The 7487-nt window shown below is 24.7% G+C and carries 6 protein-coding genes; 1 reads left to right on the top strand and 5 read right to left on the bottom strand.

Translation table 11 applies throughout. The annotated features are described in order from the left end of the window. Window positions 1-447 precede the first annotated feature (447 nt). On the bottom strand, window positions 448-2445 hold the full coding sequence (locus tag Q5F54_RS08450; RefSeq protein ID WP_281537986.1) for a sensor histidine kinase KdpD: 1998 nt from the start codon (window positions 2443-2445) through the stop codon (window positions 448-450). 326 nt (window positions 2446-2771) lie between these two features. Here Q5F54_RS08450 and Q5F54_RS08445 point away from each other — a divergent pair, with 326 nt between their 5' ends. Continuing rightward, window positions 2772-3179, top strand: coding sequence for a GtrA family protein (locus Q5F54_RS08445; RefSeq protein WP_281538855.1), 408 nt, complete (start codon window positions 2772-2774; stop codon window positions 3177-3179). A gap of 51 nt (window positions 3180-3230) precedes the next feature. Here Q5F54_RS08445 and Q5F54_RS08440 read toward each other — a convergent pair whose 3' ends face one another. The 4 genes from Q5F54_RS08440 to Q5F54_RS08425 all read right to left on the bottom strand — a co-directional run bounded on the left by Q5F54_RS08440 (window position 3231) and on the right by Q5F54_RS08425 (window position 7330). After that, a complete protein-coding gene (locus tag Q5F54_RS08440; protein WP_281538854.1) occupies window positions 3231-3848 on the bottom strand; it encodes a manganese efflux pump MntP family protein in 618 nt (205 codons plus the stop codon). A gap of 442 nt (window positions 3849-4290) precedes the next feature. Then, entirely contained in the window at window positions 4291-4653 is a 363-nt protein-coding gene (locus Q5F54_RS08435; protein WP_071121089.1) for a hypothetical protein, read from the bottom strand. A gap of 208 nt (window positions 4654-4861) precedes the next feature. Beyond that, complete coding sequence (gene fsa / locus Q5F54_RS08430) at window positions 4862-5512, bottom strand: fructose-6-phosphate aldolase (protein ID WP_071121090.1); 651 nt, start codon at window positions 5510-5512, stop codon at window positions 4862-4864. 123 nt (window positions 5513-5635) lie between these two features. After that, the gene (locus tag Q5F54_RS08425) at window positions 5636-7330 is read right to left on the bottom strand and encodes a M3 family oligoendopeptidase (RefSeq protein ID WP_302334234.1); all 1695 of its coding nucleotides are present in this window, start codon (window positions 7328-7330) and stop codon (window positions 5636-5638) included. Between the last annotated feature and the right edge of the window lie 157 nt (window positions 7331-7487).

Below are 7487 nucleotides of genomic sequence, written 5' to 3'. Positions count from 1 at the left end.
TTAATGGTTATAGCCATCAAGTATATTGCCTTTTACCAAAGCTTATGCTTTTGCCTCTTTTTGATTTTTATTAAATAACTATTATTGACCAATTAGTTTATATGCTATCTATTGGTAATTAACATCAGATACTAATCGCCATATATTAAATTGAGGTATATTTAATATATCTTAGTTATTTAATATGATATCTATTGATATCTCATCAACAGTACTCCCAATAGATACTAGTAAAAGGTAAGGTTTTTCCTTGCTTTTATCTAGTGAGTCCTGTTGGTATTATAATATGCAATTTTATCTTTTATATTCATACTTTAAGTAATTTAATTTTTATACTAGTTATTCTACTAAGCATACTGAAATTACTATATAAAGTTTTTAACTAGCAAAATGTAGCTTGTTAAACTATAGTATTTTCAAGTAACAATATTTAACTAGCACAATAAGTTAACTATATAATTCATATATATCAGAAAACTCTAATTCTATTTTGTCTATATCTATCTCATAGTTATACTCATACTTATCACCTTCTAATTTTTCATTTGGTAATAGTATTTCAAATTCAGTTCCATTTTCTCCGTCACTATCTAAGTATATTTCACCGTTATTTAATTCAACGATTGATTTTACTATACTAAGACCTATTCCACTACCTTCATTTAATCTAGTTAATGATTTATCTCCTTGAACAAATCTTTCAAATATCATACCTTGTATACCTATAGGTATCCCTATACCATCATCTTTTACGATTATATGTACCCATTGTTCATCTTTATATAAATTAACGACTATATTACCATTTTCTTTTGTAAACTTTATAGCATTTGATAATAAATTAAGCATAGCTCGTTCTATCATAGATGAATCACATTTTATTATATGTTCTTCAATTTCAGTATCAAATACTATATTTATATTTTTATTTTCTGCATAATTTACTACAGAAAGTGTTATATCTTCAATAACTCTTACAATATCACAGTTTACAAATTTAGGTTTAGTAAATCCTACATCTATTTTTGTTATATCAACTATGTTGTCTATAAGCCTTAACATACGTTTACAATTTAGATTTAAACACTGTTTATGTTTTTCATATATTTCTCTAAAGTTAACTGACATATCACTACTTTTAAAGTCTAAAAGTTGAACTGTTGAGTAAAAAATATTTAATGGTGTTCTTAATTCATGTGATATATTGGCAAAAAACTCATTTTTAACTTCTTCATGCTTTTTTATTTTTTCATATTCTATTAAATACCTTTCTGTTCTTAGCTTTGAAGATATATCCTGGAATGTAATTGCATAGTTATTTTCTTCAGATCTAGTATAAATATTTTGAATACTACACTCTAAAGTCATATCTAATGATGGTATATATATATTGCCTTTCCATGCTTTATATTTTTTTACAGAATTGTTAATTTCAAAGATTAAATCTTTATCTACTTCCTTCATTCTTTTAGTTATAACAGATTCAACTTTTTTATCTTTTTCACATGGATTTTGGAATATAAAGTTTTTAACGGTTTTATTTGCAAATTTTATTTTTCCATTTTCATCGTATATAACTATACAGCTATACTTATTTTCATCTACTATCTGATAAAAAATATTAAGTTTATTCTCTAGCTCTTGATTTCTTTTTATACTTAATATAAGTTCTAAAAATAAACCACCTATAAGTATAATAAATCCCATATATGTTATTGAGATAGATGATAATTTTATAACACTCATTGGATTTATAGCTCCTACTATTGCATAACAAGCTTTCACTCCAAATAAAAATATACTAGAGCTTATGACAGAGTATATATATTCTCTTTGACTTATACTCTTTACTAAATATGTCGTCGATACCACTAAATATAATATTATTAAAAATATATTGTACCTTATAAAGTAACTTTCTTTATTTGTAAAAATCAAACCTTTATTTTCTAATATCCCTATAAAGAAAGCTATTGTAGCTACTATTAATATAGAGCTAATCTTATTAGACATTATTATGTTTTTAATCTTATTAAATGAAGAAATACTTATTACTAATATACTTATTCTAAGTAATGATGTACTTATCGTAATATATCCATCTATGTACTTAGCTGAATTTATTAAATTCATATTATCTAAGTTTCCAAGGGATATATCTATAAAAAATACAACATACATAAGAGATATAATAAAAAGTTCTTCTTTTTTTGTACTATTATAGCACATTATACAACTACCAATTGCAAGACCTGCTAAAACTAAATTAAATAACCTTATAAAAGATATTACATTCATATACTGTAACTCTTCTACTTTTAGTAGGCAAAATAATCTATTCATATATAAAATTCCTATTATTAAAGTTAAAGACATTATAATAAATGTAGATAAATTATTTTGTATTTTTGTAGCCTCTTTTTTTACTTCTTTTATATTGTACATTTATATACAACCTCTCCCCTATCTTTATTTTACACAATCTATTTTTATTAAAATTATATAAAATTTTATTTTATATATTAGTTTTAATAAAAATAGATTCCCCTAAATAAAATCTAAATATTTCGATTAAAGTATACATTTATTATACATTTTTTATTCTTTTTTTTCAAATTTTTCCATAATTTAGTAATATTTTTAAATTAATAAATCAATTTTGATATAATATATAAATTAATATATTTTCCTGTAAAATATTATTAAATATTATTCTATATTATCCAAATAATATTTAATATATTTAAGTCTATAATGAGGAGATTTTTATTATGGTAGATAAGTTAAAATTTTTAAAAGGAAAAGTTAAAGAATATATAAAATTTAATATTATAGGTATTAGTAACTTTATAGTATCTCAAATTTTTTATATTACTCTTTTTATGGTATTTAAATTTAATTATATTGTAGCTTACACAATAACTAGTATACTTAGTATTTGTGCTGCTTACTTTTTAAATTCTAAATTTACTTTTAAAAGTGAAAACTATTCAGCTAAAAAGTTTTCTTTATCAGTTTTAGTTTATATTTTTGAATATATTCTTAATATGGGAATTATAATTTTTTTAGTTAAAACCTTTAATATAAATGAAATAATAGCACCTTTAATAGCACCAGTATTTTCTACTCCTCCAGTATTTTTCTTAATGAGATTGGTTATAAAAAATAAAAATACATAATATAAAAACCTATGAATTTAGAATAGATTTCTAGATTCATAGGTTTTATATTTAAAATAGTGAATTGAATATTTTACTTAGTATTTGAGTATGCTCATTAAATATATTAAATCCTATTAATATAAGTATTACTCCACCTACTAATTCTGCATATCCGTTGAATATATCTCCAACTTTATTTCCTACAAATACGCCAACTACACATACTAAAAATGTTATGATACATATTATTGAAGCTGCTGGTATTATACTTACATTTAAAAATGCAAAACTTATCCCTACTGCTAAAGCATCTATACTAGTAGCTACTGCAAGCATTATTATCTCTTTGTTAGATAAATCATCTACATCAGTTGTAGCGCTAAACTCTAGTTCAGATGCATTTTCTTCTTTTCTATCATCAAAAAAGCCTTTTATCATATTAAATCCTATAAATCCAAGTAATATAAATGCTATCCAATGGTCTATAGATTTTATATAGCTTTCAAAGCTTATACCTAAAGCCCATCCAAGAAGTGGCATCGCCCCTTGAAATACTCCAAATGCTAAAGCCATCTTTAATGCTGTAGATTTTTTTAAATTTTTAATTGTCATACCTTTTGTAATAGACACTGCAAATGCATCCATAGATAATGCAAATGCTGTAAATATAAGTGCTATAAAATTCATACATTTCCTCCTAAAACTTATTTTATAAACGCAAAAAACGAGACTTATGCATGCTAAATAAACATGCATGAGTCTCGTTTTTTAATACTAGACCAGACTTAAAATCATTATGTTGATCTAGTAACACTTATCGTGCAAACTACTCCCTCAGCAAAACTAGAAAGTATTATATATTTAAATAGTATAATGCTAATTTAACATAATTACAATATCTAATTTTTTATTTTCTAAAGTTATTCTAGTCACTTTTTTAGATATTATACATAAAGTTTAACATAATAAAGTATTTATAAAAAATTTGGCTTCGCTTGAGCGACGTGTCGGCGAAACATTTTAAGCCTCGTGTGGTCGATATTTTTTATTTCGCCAACGATATATACTTGCTCACGCTACAGATACATCCATTGCCCAAAAATAAAAAGAGAGATTAAATCTCTCTTTTTTACTCTGCTAATTCAAGATATCCACTTGGATGGAAGTAGTATATTTTAGCATCATCTTTATTTACAAACATTCCTAAATCTGTATCTGCATCCATTAAAAACACATATCCTTCTAAACCTTTTTCTTTTAATGCTACAAAATCATTTTCTGTTCCTTGGTATATGTATTTAACATTAGGATTATACATTGATAACAATTCTTCAGCTTCTTCTTTATTTAATTTATTTATAACTTGTACTTCTACATTATTAGTTTTATTTATATTCTTTGTTGTATCTTGTGCAAAAACTAGGTCTCCTATATTACTAGTTGCTAATAGTCCTGCACATATTAATGATAATGTTATAATTGCTTTTTTCATATAAATCACGTCCTCTTAAGTATTATTTATGTAATTTATTTTTATTATTTCTTCTATGATTTAATATTATCACTAAATATTATTAAATAACAGTTACACACTTGTTACCTTAGATTACAAATTCGTAAACTTGGTTACAACGGTGTAACAATTTATTGTAGAAAAAGGACATAAAAAATACCTTGATAAAAATCAAGGTATTTTAATATTATAATTTTAATGATGCACCTTCCCAGTCTTTAAGGAAGTTTTCTATTCCTTTATCTGTTAAAGGATGTTTAGTCATTTGAGTTATAACTTTGTATGGAACTGTAGCTATATCTGCTCCCATTCTAGCAGCTTGTGCTACATGTATTGGGTTTCTAACACTTGCAACTATTATTTCTGTTTCTATAGCATTAACATTGAATATATCAACTATTTCTTCTATTAATGAAAGGCCATCTTGACCTATATCATCAAGTCTTCCTACAAATGGACTTACATAAGTAGCTCCTGCTCTAGCAGCTAATAATGCTTGAGTTGCTGAGAATATTAATGTTACATTTGTTTTTATTCCCTTTTGAGATAATATTTTAGTTGCTTTTAATCCTTCTAATGTCATAGGTAACTTTATAACTATGTTTTTATGTATTTTAGATAATTTATCTGCTTCTTCTACCATTCCTTTATGGTCTAAGCTTATTACTTCTGCACTTATAGGACCATCAACTATAGTACTTATTTCTTTTACTACTTCTATAAAGTCTCTTCCTTCTTTAGCTATAAGAGATGGGTTTGTAGTAACTCCACATATAACTCCTAATTCATTAGCTTCTTTTATTTCTTCTATGTTTGCTGTATCTATAAAAAATCTCATTAAAGGCCTCCATAAGTTTTATATTAACTATTTTTAAATTTCTCTACTTTCTATTATTAACTAATAGACTTTTAATATATCATAGTTAATTAACTTTTTCATGTTAGTTTATTATTTAACTGCCTAAAGAGACTTATCATCAACATTATCTATCCAATTTTCTATAGTTCCTATTACACTTTCAACACATCCATCTTCAAATGGAGATATTAAGTTACCTATTTTAACAATCTCTAAGAATGATTTAGTTCCTCCGACTTTGCATATATTTAAGTAATCATTCCATCCGTTTTCTTTATCTTCTCTTATTTTTTTCCAAAATTGAAGCGAACATATTTGAGCTAATGTATAGTCTATATAATAAAATGGATTTTTAAATATATGTCCTTGCTTAAACCACCATGTTCCTTTTTCTAAAAAATCACATCCTTCATAATTTTTATGAGGTAGGTATTTTTTTTCTAATTCTCTCCAAGTATTTTTTCGTTCTTCTTTTGTCATATTTGGATTTTCATATATATAGTGTTGGAATTCATCTACAACTATTCCATAAGGTATAAATTTAATAGCTGATCCCAAATGTATAAACTTATATTTTTCAGTGTCTTCTTTAAAGAATAAATCCATCCAAGGCCATGTTATAAATTCCATACTCATAGAGTGTATTTCACAACTTTCAAATGTTGGGAAATTTATTTCTGGCATATCAATCCAAGTTGACATATATAATTGAAATGCATGACCTGCTTCATGAGTTAATACATCTATGTCATCTGAAGTTTGATTAAAGTTTGAAAATATAAATGGTGACTTGTAGTTTGGTATATATGTACAATACCCTCCTGCTGCTTTTCCTTTTTTAGTTACTAAGTCCATAAGCTCATTTTCCATCATAAAATCAAAAAACTCTTTAGTTTCCTTTGACAGTTCTGAATACATTTTTTTACCACTTTCCATTATATATTCAGAGCTTCCCTTTGGAGTTGCATTTCCACTTAAAAATTCAAACCCTTCATCTACATATGTAAGTTTATCTAATCCTAATCTTTCTTCTTGTCTTTTATAAAGCTTACTAGCAACAGGTACTATATATTTTAAAACTTGAGATCTGAAATTTTTAACCATTTCAGCATTGTAATCAGTTCTCATCATTCTTATATATCCTAATTCAACGAAGCTATCAAAATTTAATTTCTTAGCAATTGTAGTTCTTATCTTTACTAATTGATCAAAAATATCATCAAATTGCTCTTCATTTTCTTTAAAGAAATTATAATATGCGTTTGATGCTTTTATTCTAACATCTCTATCTGTTGATGGCATGAATTTTCCCATACCAGATAGATTTCTTTCTTCTCCTTCAAAATCTATTTTTGCAGATGCTAATAATTTAGTGTATTTAGAACATAATTTATTTTCTTCCTGTAAATCCTTTATTATCTCTGATGAAAAAGATTTTAAAGAATAATCTGCTATATCTATAAATTGCTTTCCAAAGTCTTTTGCTATATTATCTTTGAATTTAGAATTTATAACTGACTTATAAAATAATGAATTTAATTCCTCATATAATGGAGAATACTCATCCCAATACTCTCTTTCTTTTTCGTAAAATTCATCTAAAGTATTTATGCTATGTCTTATAGATGATAATGTAGCCATAGTTTCTACATTATTTCTAAGTATATTAAGTTTTTTTATGTTTTCTTTTTGTTCTTCATATGTACAAGAATTATTTATCTTATCAATTATACTTATAAATTCTTTTTTAACTTCTTCATATATTGGTCTTTCATATTTATAATCTGAAAATTTCATAATATCACTCCTTCATATTAATTATATCCTAAGTTGTATGTTTTTTTATATATCAAATAAATAGTTTAATCAATAGATTATTAAGTCTATATTTCCGTAACTAAGTAATGTTAATTTATTATTTATAAAATTAATAAATATTGATATAATTATTTTA

The sequence above is a fragment of the uncultured Romboutsia sp. genome, assembly GCF_958366745.1.
Lineage (GTDB): Bacteria > Bacillota > Clostridia > Peptostreptococcales > Peptostreptococcaceae > Romboutsia > Romboutsia timonensis.
Note: the sequence above shows the minus strand (reverse complement) of the source record. Positions and strands in the feature narration are given on the sequence as shown.

Bases quoted from the DNA above. Each gene is read 5' to 3' on its own strand.
- Q5F54_RS08440 (WP_281538854.1), bottom strand. From the start codon at position 3,848: ATGAATTTTATAGCACTTATATTTACAGCATTTGCATTATCTATGGAT.
- Q5F54_RS08450 (WP_281537986.1), bottom strand. From the start codon at position 2,445: ATGTACAATATAAAAGAAGTAAAAAAAGAGGCTACAAAAATACAAAAT.
- fsa (WP_071121090.1), bottom strand. From the start codon at position 5,512: ATGAGATTTTTTATAGATACAGCAAACATAGAAGAAATAAAAGAAGCT.
- Q5F54_RS08445 (WP_281538855.1), top strand. From the start codon at position 2,772: ATGGTAGATAAGTTAAAATTTTTAAAAGGAAAAGTTAAAGAATATATA.
- Q5F54_RS08435 (WP_071121089.1), bottom strand. From the start codon at position 4,653: ATGAAAAAAGCAATTATAACATTATCATTAATATGTGCAGGACTATTA.
- Q5F54_RS08425 (WP_302334234.1), bottom strand. From the start codon at position 7,330: ATGAAATTTTCAGATTATAAATATGAAAGACCAATATATGAAGAAGTT.